Source organism: Arthrobacter sp. C152 (assembly GCF_054890965.1).
On record NZ_JBTZSU010000043.1, the window covers coordinates 14,982 to 31,256 of the forward strand.

The window sequence follows — 16,275 nt, forward strand, 5'->3', positions numbered from 1 at the left end:
AGTCGCGTAACCAACCCTTACTAGGAGCTATTTGTATGAGTGGTCCACTTAGCGGCATGCGTGTCCTGGACATTGCCACCGTATTCGCCGGCCCTTTCGCCGCCGCATTGCTCGGCGACATGGGAGCAACTGTGCTGAAGGTCGAGATGCCAGGGGTAGGCGATCCGTTGCGCGCCCTCGGTCCGTTCCAGGGCGACACATCGCTTACTTGGGCTGCAGCGGCTCGAAACAAGCAAAGCATGACTCTCGACCTGAAATCGTCGGAGGGTCAAGAAGTTCTCATCCGCCTTCTCGCCGAGCAGGACATTCTCATCGAGAACTTCCGGCCCGGCACTTTGGACAAGTGGGGCCTTAGCATTGACCGGCTGCGGGCGGCGAATCCCAACCTGATCGTGGTCCGCATTTCGGGCTACGGCCAGACTGGTCCCTTCGGGAGTAAGGCAGGCTTCGGAACCCCTGCGACCGCATTCAGTGGTTACGCTCATATCAACGGGTACCCCGACCGTCCTCCGGTATTGCCGTCAGTGTCTCTGGTGGACTACCTAACCGGCATGTTCGGCGCGCTAGGTGCCCTGGCGGCCGTATATCAACTGAAGGTGTCGGGCGGGCCGGCCGAGGAAGTCGACGCCGCGCTGTACGAATCAATCTTCCGGATGCTTGAGGTAGTTGTTGCCGAGTACGACGTGCTCGGCACAGTCCGAGAACGCACCGGCAACGAGCTAGCGGCCTCTTGCCCTGCAGGAATTTATCAGGCAAAGGACGGACACTGGGTCGTCATCACCACCAGCACAGAGCGCACCTTCGCCCGACTCGCCGAAGCGATGGACCGGCCTGACATGCTCACCGACCCGCGCTACTCGACCAATCGGGAACGACTAGCGCGGAGGACCGAGATGAACGAGCTGGTCAGCGCTTGGACCGGCACTTACACCCGCGAAGAACTGCAAAAGCGGCTGGACGACTTCTCGGTCCCGCACTCCCTTGTCTACGACGTCGCCGACATCTTCAAGGATGAGCACTATGCAGCCCGCGACATGCTCGTAGAAGTCAGTCATCCCACACTCGGCTCAGTCACATTGCCTGGAGTAGTGCCCAAGTTCAGCGAGAACCCTGGCTCCATCCGGAGCGCGGGCCCTCTCATGGGCGAACACACCACAACGGTCCTCACTGAGCTGGGCTACACCGCCGAGCAGATCGCCGACCTCGAACTTAAGGGAATCGTCTGATGTCAATTGAAAGCGATCAACCCGCTCGGTTCGGGAAGGGAGCATGACATGCCCGACGGACTGATGATCACTAGGCAGGCAGACGGTCGGATTCTAGAGGTAGTTTTGGATCGGGTCGAACGCGGGAATGCTCTGTCTGCTTCGATGTATCGTGAGCTAGCCGAGGTAATAAGAGGTGCGGAGAACGATGCCTCCATCGGCGCGCTCCTCATTCGCAGTAGTCGCGAAACTTTTTGTATGGGCGGCGACATAGCTGATGATCGCGGTAGGCGTGACCCTGATTATAGCGCTGCGATTCACGACTTCACCAAGCAGTGGTTGTCACGCAGCATTCCAGCAGTAGCGCTGGTCGACGGCGCGGCTCAAGCGTTCGGATGTGCTCTCGCTCTTAGTTCAGATCTTGTGTTTTCAACGGAACGGGCCTGGTTCGCGCTGCCTGAACTGCTGCACGGACTTGTTCCCGTGTATGCAATAGCGGTTCTGGACGCGTCGGGGCATGCCGCGACCGGAGCTCGAATGATGTGGCAAGGCAAGCGTTTCTCCGGCAGGGAAATCAGTAGCTTTGCCAACAACGTCGTCCTGTGCGCCTCGATCCAGGAAGCGGAAGAAGGCATCGCAGATATTTTCACCGGATGGATGGGTGGAAATGTGGACTCTCTAAGGCGCGCAAAGCGATTCACCAACAACGCCAATGATACAAACAGACACACGATCTTGTCCGGCGCCCAGAAAGCGCTTCAGCAGGCCTTAGCGAACGCTGACGAGGACCCAGGAAAAGCCCAGTCCTACCTGTCGACAGCCACCTCAAATAGATAGCCCACGGGAGTCATCCGCGAAGCTGTTAGAGCTGATCCATAGGAGGCGCTGCTTGCCTAACAAACTCACAACTCCGCGCTAACGGTCGCCATGCCGAAGCGGCTTCCACTCTGCAATTCTAGAGACACAATTCCGATGAACGTACGCCACCTTTGCCTAAAAGTACTGGTAGTGCCTAGGGTGCCGTAATCCGACCAGTTCCCTGGACGGATAAATCTCGCATTACTGTCAACCGCCATCATTGAGCGAGACAGAACATATGCCAACTGATCAAATAGTTGCGGCAGCGCGGCCGTCACGGGACCCCCTGAGACTTCAAAACCAATTCAAACTTTCAGCCACCTCGCTAAAAATCGTTGGTGCACATGGAAAGGCAGCTTGTAATGAAGCAAACTGTGCTCGACAGAGCTCAAAAAAAGGCATTTCGCCGGTTGATGCCATTCGTGGCATTGCTCTTCGTGGTAAACCAACTCGACCGCATTAATATCTCGGTAGCCGGACCCAATGGTATGAACGACGAGCTTGGGTTGACTGCCGCGCAGTTCGGCCTTGCGTCCGGCCTCTTTTTTATCGGCTACATGACACTTGAAGTTCCCAGTAATCTCGCCCTGCACCGGTTCGGGGCGCGGCGATGGCTTGCGCGTATCGTCGTCACATGGGGAATCGTGGCGACGGCCCTGACTTTTGTTCCAAATGCAGAATGGCTATACGGTCTTCGCATACTGCTGGGGGTAGCTGAAGCTGGATTTGCACCCGGAATCGTGGTCTACCTGACATACTGGTTCACGCGCGAGATGCGCTCACGGGCGACAGCCTTCTTCTTGCTGGGTATTCCTGTCGCGGCCGCCTTCGGCGTTCCGTCTATGACCCTGATTGGTGTCCATATGGACGGGTTCTTCGGGCTTGACGGTTGGCGTGTGATCCTTCTGATCACGGGTTTGTTGGCAGTGGTGCTCGGCGTCATGTGCTGGTTCTACCTGACAGATCGGCCTGCGGATGCGCGTTGGCTGACAGCCGAGGAAAGCCAGGCGCTCACCGAGGCGTTGGCCACTGAGACCCCGGAAAAAGCGGGTAATCACAGCATTCGCAAGGCCCTGCTTAACGGGCAAGTGTGGCTACTCGCAGTCGCGCCATTCCTGGTTCTCTACTCCATGTTTGTCGTGACGTTCTTTCTGCCAACCCTGCTCAAAGATATTAATGCCCGGGAGTCTCTCGGTCTTAGCAGCGTGCAGGTGGGTCTCCTCTCTGCAATTCCGTGGGCTATCGGCGGCGCGGGTATGCTCTTTTTCGCCTCCAGGTCGGACAAGAAAAGGGAAGTAACCAAACACTTCGTTGCGGCCGCGACTATCGGTTCAATAGGGTTCTTTTTCCTTGCCATGTTTGGTTTGGACAACCCGTATATCGCTCTTGCAGCGCTAACGGTGGCCATGGTCGGGGTTCTTGGATCCCTTACTACGTTTTGGGTTCTTCCGTCGCGTCTCTATACAGGCGCCGCCGCGGCCGGCGTAATAGCCCTGATCAATACCATTGCCAATTTTGGCAGCTTTCTTGGGCCATACTCGTTTGGTGCGCTCAGTGACGCCACGGGAGGATACAAGGGCGGTCTGATTATCGTCGCCGTCGCCATGCTGCTTGCGGGACTTCTCATTGCACTACGCTTTCGCGACCTTGGGAGAGCCCCGGATGCCGAACGCGTCGGCAACGTCTCCAGGACGACCAACGATGATCCGGAACCCCTTGCCCACCAAGCAAAATACCCTATAACGGCGGAGGCCGCGCCTCGACAGGTGTTTCCGCGGGAGGATGACTAATGACACTGCCTAAGTCCGTCGTGGTGCGTGAAGTAGGCGCGCGTGAGGGTATGCAGATCGAGAAGGGACCAATCTCGACGGCGGAGAAGATACGTCTGGTGAACCTTCTGTCCGAGTGCAACTTCCCGGAGATCGAAGTTACCTCTTTCGTCTCACCGAAGTGGGTGCCGCAAATGGCGGACGCCGAGCAGGTCGCAACAGGGTTCACCCGGAAGCCGGGAACCGAATATACCTGTGTTTACCTGAACAAGCAGGGTCTCGAACGCGCACTCGCGGTCGGCACTTTGGACGTCAAGGCCGCAGTGGTCGTCTCGGCGAGCGAGGAGTTTTCCCACAAAAACATGAGACGTTCCACCGAGCAGGTGCTTGCCGACCTCCCGGACTCTCTCGCTGTCGCCCGCGATGCGAACGTACCAGTGGCCTACCTGTCGGTCGCGGCGGCCTTCGGCTGCAATTACGCCGGAGACATCGACCTGGGTGCTGTGATCGATCGCTTTACGCGTGCGCTTGCAGTAGCAGCGGACGCAGGTGTTCATATCCCCACTTTGCTTTTGGCGGACACCATGGGGTGGGCCAACCCCGAACAGATTCGCCGCACCGTCGGTGAAGTTCGGGAGCGTTGGCCGGAACACGACATTCGGATGCATCTGCACGATACCCGCGGCATGGGTATCGCCAACGCCTACGCGGCGATGCAGCTGGGAGCACGCGACTTCGATGCCTCGGTCGCGGGGTTGGGCGGATGCCCGTTCGGCGGGGACCACGGCGCCGCCGGGAACATCGCCACCGAGGAGTTCGTGCACATGTGCCACGAAATGGGAATCGACACCGGGGTCGACCTTGACCGCCTTATCGATGTCGCCCTCCAATCCGAATCCATTGTGGGACATTCCCTTCCCGGGAAAGTCATGCGCGGACGCGCACTACACACATATCGCTGATGCTCCGACTGCCTCCGAATCCGGGGGCGCGGTGTTGACGGCCCTACGCTCCGGGCACTACTGGGGAGTATCGCAAAGGTCGCAAAGGGGAACTAGTCCACCGAGCTGCCGGGGATCGACTCCGGCGTCGGTCTTGTGATGAATTGCATGCGGTCCAATGCGCAGCGCGAAGGTCGCGGGCTCGAATCCTCGGTCCAGTGTGCGGAACCTGGAGCTTCCCGAACCCGCCCCGTCTGGCAGCTGATTGCAAGAGGTGCAAACTGACGTCTCCCAAGTCCGGACCTCTCAGCAGAAGGCCGATCTCTCGACCAATAAGTATGCCACTAGCCACAATCATAGAAAGAGTCTCAGTGAAAAAGATTTCATTTGCAGCACTATGCCTGATCGTCGGTCTCACAGCCACAGGCTGCGGCGGCAACGCCTCGACGACGGGCAGTGAAGAAAAATATCCCGACCGTCCAATCAATATGACTGTGGGCGGGGCTCCCGGCAGCGGGTTCGATCTAACGCTGCGAACGCTTACAGAAGTCCTGGGGAAAAATAAGATTGTAGATGTCCCCACCCCTATCGATAACCGGCCTGGGGCTGACGGCGGGCTCTGGGCTTCGCAAATGATCGATAAGTATTCTGGAGCCGACGACCGCCTTTCCGTCACATCATTGGTGATGATGACGAATCATGCTCGTGGCAAGTCTGAGTTCAACTATGACGACGTCACTATGATCGCGCAGCTGATGACGGAAAATTTTGCCGTTGTCACGAACAAGGACTCGGGCTACGGTGATCTGCCGGCGGTCCTCAATGCGGTCGTTTCCGACCCAGGGTCGGTACCCGTTGGCGCTGCATCGGATGATCAGATGCCCTTCGCGTTACTGGTTGAAGCTGCGGGCGGTGACGCTTCCAAAATCAACTTTGTGGCCTACGAGGGCGGCGGGGAACAATCCACTGCTCTGCTTTCCGGAGACATAGACGTCGCTATCGCTGGCAGCAGCGAATTGCTTCCCCTGATTACATCTGGGGACCTTAAAGCTCTGGCTGTAGTGGGCAAGGAGCGATACGAAAAGTTGAGCGATGTTCCGACCACAACTGAGCTGGGTTATGACGTTACGATCGCAAACTGGCGGGGGATTTACGGCCCCCCTAACATGCCTGATTACGCCGTCAAGTACTGGCAGAACGCGATTAAGGAAGCACTCGAGACAAAGGAATGGCGTGATGCCGCGGAGAAGAACCAGTGGGTAACGAGTTACCGGACCGGTGAGGATCTCAATACCTTTCTGAAGGAAACGAACCAGCAGGTGACCGATGCCTTCACGAAAATTGAGAAGGGGTGACCACACCAATGTCGGCTGAAAAGACCCCCACTTTATCCCGCGGGCGCTCCGACTTGCTGTGTGGACTCGGTGTGCTGGTTGGGGGCTCACTTCTACTCGTCAGCGCGCTCGGCATAGACACTACTCTTGGGACTAAAGCGGGAATTGGTCCTGGGACGGTGCCTGTTGCCCTAGCGACCTTGCTTATGGCCGGCGGTGCCGCGCTTCTCTTCACCGGTATTCGGGCGGCGCGAGCATCCCACACCGGCACGCAAACATTTTCACAAGCCGCAAGCGATGTAGAAGCGCTCTTGAAGGAAGCTGAACCACCCGTCCCGCTCAAGAAACTCCTTGTCATGGTCCTCCTCTTTGTCGGCTACGCTGTCGCCTTTATCCCTCTCGGCTACGTGCTGTCGACGGCGGTTTTTCTCGGGATCGTAGTTACCGTCATCGATCCGGCTAAATGGAAGCGGAATGTGCTGTTCGCCTTAGGCTTCTCAGCCATTGTTTATCTGGGCTTCACCCAACTCCTCGGCGTACCGCTTCCTGTAGGTGTGCTCGGATCACCGGTAGGGGGCTGAATGGACGCGTTCGGTTCTCTCCTAGCTGGCCTCGGGTCTGCGGTCACCCCGACCAATCTGATGTTCGTTTTCCTTGGCGTTCTCATCGGCACAATCGTAGGAGTGCTCCCTGGACTCGGCCCCATTACGGCCATAGCACTTTTGATTCCGCTTACATTCGGTCTCGAACCCACTAGCGGCCTGATACTGCTTTCAGGTGTTTACTACGGCGCGATGTACGGCGGATCAATTACTTCCATACTCATACGAACACCCGGCGAGGTGGCATCAGCTGTCACAGCGCTCGACGGGCACCAGATGGCCAAAAAGGGACACGCTGGGCCTGCCCTGGCTACCGCTGCCGTTGGTTCGTTCATTGGCGGCACATTAGCCGTCATCGGTCTAGTCTTTCTGTCTCCGGCTCTGGTCACCCTCGCGACAACGTTCGGAGCCGCTGAATACACTGTTTTGCTCCTCGGAGCACTTGCACTCACGGCATCCTTGATGAGTGGGTCTAAGCTGAAGGCCGGTATCTCCGTGCTTATCGGAATGTCATTCGGCGTGGTCGGGCTCGATCCGCAAAACGGAGTGGAACGTTGGACCGGAGGGGCTATCGAGCTTTCCGACGGCATCGACATCGCTCTAGTTGCCATGGCCCTTTTCGCCGTGCCAGAGGCGCTTCGTCACCTCGCAGTCGGTGACCGGAAGCCCTCGTCTACGACGCATGTCCAACGGGCTTGGATGAATAAGGAAGACCTTCGCCTATCAGTGGGACCTTACGCCCGAGGATCCGTAGTTGGATTCTTGGCCGGCGTGATACCTGGCCTCGGACCGACACTTGGCTCGTTTGCCTCCTACTCATTGGAGCGAAGTGTTGCCCGGGGCGAGCGGAAGAAACTCTTTGGCAAGGGAGCAATTGAAGGGGTCGCCGGTCCTGAGACTGCAAACAACGCTGCAGTCGGCGGTGCCATGGTTCCCATGCTGGCTTTAGCGATACCAGGATCGGCGACAACGGCGCTTCTTCTTTTCGTCTACCAGATGTATGGGTTGCAGCCGGGCCCTCAACTTTTCGTGAACGATGGTCCACTCGTTTGGACGATCGTCGCGTCGATGCTGATAGGTAACGCCATGCTGCTGGCGTTGAACATGCCGATGGTTCGCATCTTCACGCCAATGCTGAAAGCGCCACCGCCGCTGCTTTACGGCGGAGTACTGGCATTCGTGATGTTAGGCGCGTATGCCCTGACATTCAGCTTCTATTCACTGTTGCTGCTTATCGTCATAGGCTTGCTCGGCTACGTAATGCAGGAGAACGATTTCCCGCTCACGCCGGCAATCCTGGCAGCCGTACTGCTTCCCATGCTCGAGGTGAATCTCCGTCGATCCCTACTCGTATCAGACGGCGACTGGACAACGTTCATTAGCAGGCCGTTGTCGCTCATCCTAATCGTCGTCATCGCTCTCGGCACGATTGTGCCGTTCATCATCAGGACAATACGCGCAAGGTATCGCACCCCTGCAGCGGAACCGACCAGAATAGACGCCTTGAGTTAGGGGCGACTTCTCATCTAGTTGGACCCAGTCTCGGTCAGGCAGCCCCACGGTGGGACACACGAAGACCTCTTAGATTCAGTTGGCAGTTATGGCAACCACCAATCTAAGAGGTCTTCCCTACTGGCGATGTCACCAACGTCTTGGCGGCTTGCGCCACGGAAAGATCGCGCATTTTGCTGGTCAGCTCGAGAAGCGGGGTCGTGCCCACTGTCGACAGGGGGCATGTCCAGGCTAAACATCGGCCGGCTATGCAGCATCGCTCGAAAGGTCAGCCACCGTAATGCATCTTTTGCACAGCTCCGAGGCTTCCCAAGTAGCGGAATTCGGGGACAAGTCACCTTGTCCAGGGGTGCTACGGCTGACTTACACAGTTCTGCCACCGGTAAGGCCAGTACGCCAATAAGCGCAGCTCCACCCTCCCTGGCATTCCATGCGGCTGCTAGCCAGTAGGCCCACTATGCCCGGGTTCTTGACAGTCAGTGTCTTCTGAGTCACAGTTTATCCATGCTTTCGGAAGTTCTGGATCCAGAGAGCGCAATCTATATAAGTGAGGTTCTGATGCAGTTCGCCCTTCGAGACTTGACGATCGGAGAGGTTCTCTCGACCCAAGCCATACGACACCGTGACAAACCGTGCCTGGTCTTCGAAACAGTCAGTTTCACGTATCAGGAGGTAGAGCTGGAAACCAACAGACTCGCCAACGGCCTGGGTTCAGCTGGAGTTGATTTCGGCGAACACGTAGCAGTTATGTTGGGTAATGGTCCAGAGATTTTGCTCTCGATTTTCGCCTTAGGGAAACTAGGCGCCGTAGCCGTCCCGCTGAACACATCGGCGAGAGGCAAGGGGCTGGCCTACAATCTTGATCACGCTGATGCCACCACGCTGATCGCGGATGCAAAGTTCCTTCCGCATATCGCGGCGATCATCCACGGTACCTCCTCTTTGAAGCGCTTGATCATCGTCGGTGAGCCGCCCTCTGGCGCTGACCTGCCTGCTGGTCTCATTGTCTTGAAGTTCACCGATCTGCGGTCCAGCAATACACTTGCGCCCAAAACTGCCGTGAAGTACAACGATCAAGCCTTCCTGATGTACACGTCAGGGACGACCGGCCCATCGAAGGCCGTTATGTACACACACGCGTACGCCCTTACGTGGGCCGGGGGGTTCGCCGATGCACACAGCTATCGCAGCGACGACATCATGTACGTATCTATGCCCTTGTTTCACGGGAATGCTTTGCATTCCGCCACTTATGGGTGCTTATTGGTCGGAGCCACGGTCGTTGTAAAGCCCAAATTCTCGGCATCCAAGTTTTGGCATGACATATATACCTACGGTGCCACTTTGACAAACCTTTTAGGTTCAATGGGTGACATTCTCTGGAATCTTGATCCATCCGAATATGAGCGCAAGAACACCCTTCGCCAAATTATGGCGGGACCCATACCAGACCGCGGTCGCCAAATGGAAGAACGCTGGCATGTCCAGCTAGTGTCCTGTTTCGGATTAACCGATTTCGGGGTCTCAAACTTTTCGACGGTCGATGATCCTCCTGGTAAGTTTGGATCTTGCGGAATGGTGTCACCGCATTTCGAGGTACAAATTGTTGATGATAACGATTTCGAGGTACCTGACGGACAACTGGGCGAGATTGTCTTGCGCACAAAGACGCCATGGCATAGTGCCTCGGGCTACTACAAGATGCCAACCGAAACAGCGGCTAGTCTGCGGAATCAATGGTTCCATACCGGAGATTTAGGAATTCGCGATGCAGACGGATTTCTGTACTTCAAGGATCGAAAGAAGGACGCAATCCGCAGGCGCGGTGAGAATATATCTGCGTTCGAGGTTGAGCAGGTGTTGATGGACTACGAGGGCATTGCGGAAGTCTGTGCCTATGCGGTCGCGATTGACGGAGACGAAGAAGTGGGCGTTTCTCTTACTACTACGCCAGGCCACAACTTTGTGCCGGCTGATCTGATTAGGTGGTGTGAGGGACGAATGTCTTACTTCATGGTGCCGCGATTTATCGATACGCGCGAAGACTTGCCGAGAACTGAGAGCGGAAAAATTCAAAAGCATTCGCTTCGCACGGATGCGCAATCCAACGTCAAGCAGTTGTGGGATCGCGTGTCGGAAGGCATCGAGGTTGGTCGGCTATGACCCGTCTCGAAAAGATAGCAGCAGGATTTCGTTTACTGGAGGGGCCGGTCTGGGATCCCACCTCCGGCTTGGTATTCGCAGACGCCGAGGGGGGCGGGGTATTTGGTCTCAACGAGACTGGAGCTGGCCCCGCCACTATCGTGCAACACCGACGAGGAATCGGCGGGTTAGTGCGTCATCAGTCCGGCGGTCTTGTCGTATCCGGTCGCAATGTCGCATACAAGGGAACCGATGTATCGTCGACGGTCGTTCTGTTAGACAACACCCCTGAAGTAAGTGGAATGGTCGGATTCAGCGATATGTGTGCCGATGCAGCGGGCCGCGTGCTAGCCGGTATGTTAGGGTCTCGGCCCACCGAGGAAAACCATCTCTCCGACCACGGGAGTCTCTGGCTCATCGACTTGGACGGATCCGCCCGATGTCTAATACCGTCACCTAAGGTTCGGCACACCAACGGTTTGGCGTTCTCCCCAGACGATACCAGCCTCTACTATGCAGATTCTGGTCAGCAGGCTGTCTTCGTATATGACTACGACGTTGCCAGCGGCCGTGTCGGCGAACCACGTCTGTTCGCCACGATAGACGCGGGCATCCCTGATGGGCTAGCGGTTGCGGCTGATGGAAGTGTCTGGGTAGCAAACGCGTTCGCATCCCGTGTGCTTGTTTTCGGTCCTGACGGAGGTCTGCAGCGCACCGTTAACATTCCCCAGGAAATCGTGACCAACGTTTGTTTCGGCGGCACTGCAATGGACGATGTATTCATCACCACGGGGTCCTTGAACCCGGCGGAGCGTGTTGGTGCTGTGTATCACTTGACTAACGACGTCCCTGGACTGCAAACCCATCAAGCAAAGTGCCCCGTGCTGGTAGGAGCGACGTCCCCGGCCGTGTCCCCAAAGGAGGATGACTAATGACACTGCCTAAGTCCGTCGTGGTGCGTGAAGTAGGCGCGCGTGAGGGTATGCAGATCGAGAAGGGACCAATCTCGACGGCGGAGAAGATACGTCTGGTGAACCTTCTGTCCGAGTGCAACTTCCCGGAGATCGAAGTTACCTCTTTCGTCTCACCGAAGTGGGTGCCGCAAATGGCGGACGCCGAGCAGGTCGCAACAGGGTTCACCCGGAAGCCGGGAACCGAATATACCTGTGTTTACCTGAACAAGCAGGGTCTCGAACGCGCACTCGCGGTCGGCACTTTGGACGTCAAGGCCGCAGTGGTCGTCTCGGCGAGCGAGGAGTTTTCCCACAAAAACATGAGACGTTCCACCGAGCAGGTGCTTGCCGACCTCCCGGACTCTCTCGCTGTCGCCCGCGATGCGAACGTACCAGTGGCCTACCTGTCGGTCGCGGCGGCCTTCGGCTGCAATTACGCCGGAGACATCGACCTGGGTGCTGTGATCGATCGCTTTACGCGTGCGCTTGCAGTAGCAGCGGACGCAGGTGTTCATATCCCCACTTTGCTTTTGGCGGACACCATGGGGTGGGCCAACCCCGAACAGATTCGCCGCACCGTCGGTGAAGTTCGGGAGCGTTGGCCGGAACACGACATTCGGATGCATCTGCACGATACCCGCGGCATGGGTATCGCCAACGCCTACGCGGCGATGCAGCTGGGAGCACGCGACTTCGATGCCTCGGTCGCGGGGTTGGGCGGATGCCCGTTCGGCGGGGACCACGGCGCCGCCGGGAACATCGCCACCGAGGAGTTCGTGCACATGTGCCACGAAATGGGAATCGACACCGGGGTCGACCTTGACCGCCTTATCGATGTCGCCCTCCAATCCGAATCCATTGTGGGACATTCCCTTCCCGGGAAAGTCATGCGCGGACGCGCACTACACACATATCGCTGAGTTTAGATCCACTAATTCAAAGGTTTTTCGTATACAAGCTCATTTGTAAACGCTAGTTAACACGGTCAGGAACAGGCATGGCACACAACAATTTATCTACTTCAGCGGGACCGAATTCCGGACAAGGCACATCATTTTCCCTTCAGGCAAACCGTCGAAGAACAGTAATATCGAGCGCGCTGGGCACCACGATAGAATGGTACGACTTTCTCCTGTACGGCTTCCTGGCGCCCGTTGTGTTCAACGAGCTGTTTTTCCCGACATTCGACCCTGTGGTCGGCACCATTATTGTGTTCTCAACGTTAGCCGTAGGATACGGCGCGCGGCCACTTGGAGGCATCGTATTCGGCCACTATGGGGATAAAGTCGGTCGAAAAAAGATATTCATGGTGACTCTGATCGTGATGGGTGTCTCTACAGTAGGTATTGGTATGCTGCCCACCTACGAAACCATAGGCGTATGGGCACCCGTATTCCTGGTGACGCTTCGATTTATTCAAGGAATTGGCGTCGGCGGTGAAACGGGGGCTGGCACGCTCCTCACCCTTGAAACGGCTCCGGATAACCGACGCGGCCTGTATGGCTCAATCGTCATGGCAACCGCCAGCGTCGGGGTAATACTTTCAGTTGGTTCCGTTGCATTGCTAAGTCTGATGCCACGGGAAGACCTACTTTCCTGGGGATGGCGCCTACCATTTCTGGGCAGCGTTATCCTAGTTGTAATCGGTGCTTACATCCGGCGCCGTATCACCGAATCGCCGGCTTTTGCGAAGAAACAACAGATCATAAAGGTTCCTGCTCTCGAAGTCTTCCGAACTGCATGGCGGCCTACTCTTGCCGGAATTGCCTTGGCAATGGTTGCTTCCACTCTCTACCACCTCGTTGCGACTTTTGCACTGTCGATAGGGCCTCGGAACTACGGTCTCTCAGTGACCGGACTTACCGTCGCCACCATGGTCGCGGGCGTTGTTTCGCTGATTACTATTCCCCTCAGTGGCCGCCTATCCGACTCGGGAGGACGAAAACGCAACTACTACATCGGTATTCCGCTCGCCATGGTAACGGTTACGGTCTATTTCCTGTACTTACTGCCGTCACAGAATATTCTACTTGTGGGTTGCGGAATGGTAGTAGCTATTGGGGTGGCACAAGCGCTGATGTACGGCGTTGAAGGAGCACTCATTTCCGAGAACTATCCGACGCCGGTTCGCTTCTCTGGGTTCTCAATTGCAAAACAGATTGGAACGCTGTTGGGCGCAGGATTCTCACCTCTGATTGCTTCGAGCTTGGCCGCCGCGTTTAACAACAACGCTTGGGCGTACGTTATCTTTTTCGGATTGGAGGCCGTAATTGCTCTAGTCGCACTTACCCTCATGAAAGAAACCTACCGCACCCCCCTGCAGCCGGCAGTTCCTCGGTAACCGGACTACACGTCCAACTCGAATCCTTTGGTCCAGTGACGTAGCGTGACGGCACGGATATAGGGAGAGGGCAGAGTGAGAGCTGCCGAGTCCCAACGCCTGCTGGGCAATCCTCCACGAGGCAGGGACCGGCGATGCTGCCGCCGTCTTTGCGCGCTCCATCCGAACACGGCGCAACGCTGCATCAAAGATCCGGAGGATGGACCAGGCCGGGCACAGACTTTGGCTGTAGTCGGTGTCTGCCGCCAGCACAACCACTCATAGCGGCTCTTGCCGAATGTGACCACCTCAGTGTCGGCGACTTGTCGGTGCCACCGACGTAAAAATCGGGCAGGTGGAAAAAGCGGTGGTCGCAGCGGGAGTGCAGCGCCATAGCTCGGATCCCTGCTGCGATGAATGCGTCTGAGAGCATTCGTTACAGCAGGGATCCGAGCCTTCAGATTTAGGAATGCGGGAGCTTTTTCACCATCGACCCCAAGGAGCTCCCGCTGATGGCTGGAGTCGGGACATGGCCTTTTTGGGACTGGCGGCAGGCGGGGAAATCTCCACAGCGTTCCGGAAGGGCTGCTAATGCGGGTTTAGGGCAAAACGTGTGTATGGGAGTGTCCTACTTGCCAGCAACAGGGGCAAGTCGGGGGGTAGCTATGCTTTGGGCGCTTAGGGTTGCTGGGGTTCTTGCATGTCTCTTGGGTGTTTGATCTGTGGTCGTGCACTGGTTTTGAAGGGAACGCGGCTGCCGGTAAGCAGCAACTGGGTTACGTGCCGAGCCGAACTCGAGAACGTCCGGAAGTGAGCCAGGGGGCAGAGCCGGACGCGTTCCTGGACTGGTCTTTGAGCACCGGCTTTCAAGTAGGTTTGCTACTTTTGCACGGCCCCTTCTTTCCGGCGGAGCACGGCGTGGTGTTGGACTATTGCATCCGTGTCCCGGTTGCCGGGTAGGTCCTGGACCGGTTCCAAATCCGTGGATTTATGTGGGGTCCGGGGGCTGTCTAATTGCTGCGTGCAAGGATTATTGCTCGGCTGGCTGTGGTGTTATACCGAGAAGGAGGCCGCGAAGGCAGCCCGGGCCACTTCCGCCTGATTTGGGTGGCAAGCCAGGCCGTGACTGAGACTCCGTAACATTTCAGCAAGTCAAGGGCAGGGGTGGGGCAGCTGAAAGGCTTAGTAGACCGCCTGGTGGGTGGCGGCGACAAGCTCAGCCCAGGACAGCCATCCCGCTGGGTCTTCGCAGGAAGTCGTGGTCCAAAGATATGCCCGGTGTGACCGCGTCGATGCCCGTAGCAGATTAGCTTCATCGCTGATACAGCAATGGTCCAAAGTGAGCTAATTCGCCGCAACCAGTGGCTCACTTTTCGACCGCCCCGGACAAGACCACGGCGGCACGAGGGCCGATATCTGCCGTCGCCGGCTATGTCGTGAAAGCGGACCCCGGCCCACCCCATCTACATGCTCCGTGGGAACAAATGCCGGCGCCGACCAGATTGCAACTCTAAGTGCCAGGAAATTCTGCCTGACCCCACGGATACCTGACCGCCGGGCGGCCGAGCCCGAAAATTGGCTTACTTTTCGACCATCCCTGACAATCAGCCACTAGATCTGGGCAGCCAACGGCTCGAACCGCTTTCCCACCATAACTTGGTAGTACCACGGGAGCGATCCCATGTCGTTGGACAGCCTGCTGAAGCTGATCATCGAAGACGTCCTCGTGGGCCTAGTGACTTTGGCTGCGGTTAGGTTCTGCCGCCTCTCCGGCCAACGCCGGCTGCAAGATCTTTGTCGGGACTGTCCGATAAACGGTGTGTGGGGTCCGGCCGTTTTTCATTAGTGAATGGTTCTTTCGAACCGACCGGCGAAGGTAATCGCGAACGCGTTCAGCGCAGGCTTCCACCTCATCACCCAGCGTGCCCTGCCGCCTCCGGTGGGATCAAGAGCCCTGGTGACCAGGTACAGGCATTTCAGGGCAGCGGTCTCGTTTGGAAAGTGCCCGCGTGCCCTGACCGCCCTTCGGTAGCGTGCGTTGATCGACTCGATCGCGTTCGTCGTGCAGATCACCCGCCGGATCTCCACGTCGTACTCCAGGAATGGCACGAACTCAGCCCAGGAGGCTTCCCAGAGACGCACGATGGCCGGGTATCGCTGACCCCACTCGGCCGTAAACTCGGCGAACCGGTCCTTCGCCGCCTGCTCGGACGGGGCCGTGTAGACCGGCTTGAGCGCCTTGACGATGCCGTCGCGGTGCTGGCGTCCGGCGTATCGGAAGCTGTTGCGGATCAGGTGCACGACGCACTGCTGCACGACCGTTCGCTCCCACGTGGTCGTGATCGCCTCCGGCAGGCCCTTGAGCCCATCGCAGACGGCGATCAACACATCCTCCACGCCCCGGTTCTTCAGCTCGGAAAAGACCTGCAGCCAGAACCGTGCACCCTCCCCGCCGTCGCCGGCCCAGATTCCCAGAATCTCCCGCTCCCCGTTCGCGGTCACGCCCATGACGACATAGAACGGGGTGTTGCGCACCTGCCCGTCACGGACCTTGACCACGACCGCGTCAACGAAAAGCACCGGATAGCGGTTCAGGGTCGCTGTCGCGCCGTGGTGGGAGAAAGTTGTTCCGGGCTTAC

General features: G+C 57.5%; 12 protein-coding genes. 11 read left to right on the forward strand and 1 reads right to left on the reverse strand.

All coding sequences use genetic code 11. The features are described 5' to 3' along the window. Positions 1–35 precede the first annotated feature (35 nt). The 11 genes from ACYSM9_RS19490 to ACYSM9_RS19540 all read left to right on the forward strand — a co-directional run bounded on the left by ACYSM9_RS19490 (position 36) and on the right by ACYSM9_RS19540 (position 13,657). On the forward strand, positions 36–1,226 hold the full coding sequence (locus ACYSM9_RS19490) for a CaiB/BaiF CoA transferase family protein (RefSeq protein WP_461858604.1): 1,191 nt from the start codon (positions 36–38) through the stop codon (positions 1,224–1,226). Between the two features lie 48 nt (positions 1,227–1,274). Beyond that, on the forward strand, positions 1,275–2,042 hold the full coding sequence (locus ACYSM9_RS19495; RefSeq protein ID WP_461858605.1) for an enoyl-CoA hydratase/isomerase family protein: 768 nt from the start codon (positions 1,275–1,277) through the stop codon (positions 2,040–2,042). A gap of 383 nt (positions 2,043–2,425) precedes the next feature. Continuing rightward, a complete protein-coding gene (locus ACYSM9_RS19500; protein WP_461858606.1) occupies positions 2,426–3,853 on the forward strand; it encodes an MFS transporter in 1,428 nt (475 codons plus the stop codon). Further along, on the forward strand, positions 3,853–4,794 hold the full coding sequence (locus tag ACYSM9_RS19505) for a hydroxymethylglutaryl-CoA lyase (protein ID WP_056394567.1): 942 nt from the start codon (positions 3,853–3,855) through the stop codon (positions 4,792–4,794). The genes ACYSM9_RS19500 and ACYSM9_RS19505 overlap by 1 nt, the downstream gene beginning before the upstream one ends. 350 nt (positions 4,795–5,144) lie before the next feature. Continuing rightward, entirely contained in the window at positions 5,145–6,128 is a 984-nt protein-coding gene (locus ACYSM9_RS19510; RefSeq protein WP_307090595.1) for a tripartite tricarboxylate transporter substrate binding protein, read from the forward strand. Then, positions 6,125–6,688 carry a tripartite tricarboxylate transporter TctB family protein gene (locus ACYSM9_RS19515; protein WP_461858607.1) on the forward strand — a complete coding sequence of 188 codons (564 nt, stop codon included), beginning with the start codon at positions 6,125–6,127 and terminating at the stop codon, positions 6,686–6,688. Before ACYSM9_RS19510 ends, ACYSM9_RS19515 begins: the two co-directional genes overlap by 4 nt. Further along, complete coding sequence (locus ACYSM9_RS19520) at positions 6,689–8,221, forward strand: tripartite tricarboxylate transporter permease (protein ID WP_461858608.1); 1,533 nt, start codon at positions 6,689–6,691, stop codon at positions 8,219–8,221. A 558-nt stretch (positions 8,222–8,779) separates the two neighbouring features. Further along, a complete protein-coding gene (locus ACYSM9_RS19525; protein WP_461858609.1) occupies positions 8,780–10,384 on the forward strand; it encodes an AMP-binding protein in 1,605 nt (534 codons plus the stop codon). After that, on the forward strand, positions 10,381–11,295 hold the full coding sequence (locus tag ACYSM9_RS19530; RefSeq protein WP_461858610.1) for an SMP-30/gluconolactonase/LRE family protein: 915 nt from the start codon (positions 10,381–10,383) through the stop codon (positions 11,293–11,295). Before ACYSM9_RS19525 ends, ACYSM9_RS19530 begins: the two co-directional genes overlap by 4 nt. Next, complete coding sequence (locus tag ACYSM9_RS19535) at positions 11,295–12,236, forward strand: hydroxymethylglutaryl-CoA lyase (protein WP_056394567.1); 942 nt, start codon at positions 11,295–11,297, stop codon at positions 12,234–12,236. Before ACYSM9_RS19530 ends, ACYSM9_RS19535 begins: the two co-directional genes overlap by 1 nt. Positions 12,237–12,313: 77 nt before the next feature. Further along, a complete protein-coding gene (locus ACYSM9_RS19540) occupies positions 12,314–13,657 on the forward strand; it encodes an MFS transporter (protein WP_461858611.1) in 1,344 nt (447 codons plus the stop codon). Between the two features lie 1,821 nt (positions 13,658–15,478). On the opposite strand, the gene ACYSM9_RS19545 is transcribed toward ACYSM9_RS19540, so the two are convergent. Further along, positions 15,479–16,275 (reverse strand): IS256 family transposase (locus ACYSM9_RS19545; RefSeq protein ID WP_461858612.1); only part of this gene is annotated, 797 nt, incomplete at its 5' end.